Here is a 229-nt window from a genome sequence, read left to right on the forward strand (position 1 = left end):
TGTTAATATTTTACCCGCAGACACCTTTGATACTGCCGCACTTGTTAAAGATAACGAAGGGGTTATAAGCGCCACTAACTTAACCTCGGTCATTACGCTACCTTTAAACGAGAACACCCAAGGCGATGCAAACAGCATTGCTATTGATGAAAACAATAATTTACTAGCGGTTGCAATGGCTGCTGAAAGCACGGGTGATGAAGGTCAAATTGCTTTTTACGATATAAGC

At 41.5% G+C, this 229-nt stretch carries 1 pseudogene; it reads left to right on the forward strand.

Features of this window, described 5'->3' with window-relative positions:
* A pseudogene (locus AAEY57_RS21340) lies at nt 1–229 on the forward strand (choice-of-anchor I family protein); the annotation flags it as partial.

The organism is Pseudoalteromonas sp. MER144-MNA-CIBAN-0113 (genome assembly GCF_040308965.1).
Taxonomy (GTDB): domain Bacteria; phylum Pseudomonadota; class Gammaproteobacteria; order Enterobacterales; family Alteromonadaceae; genus Pseudoalteromonas; species Pseudoalteromonas tetraodonis.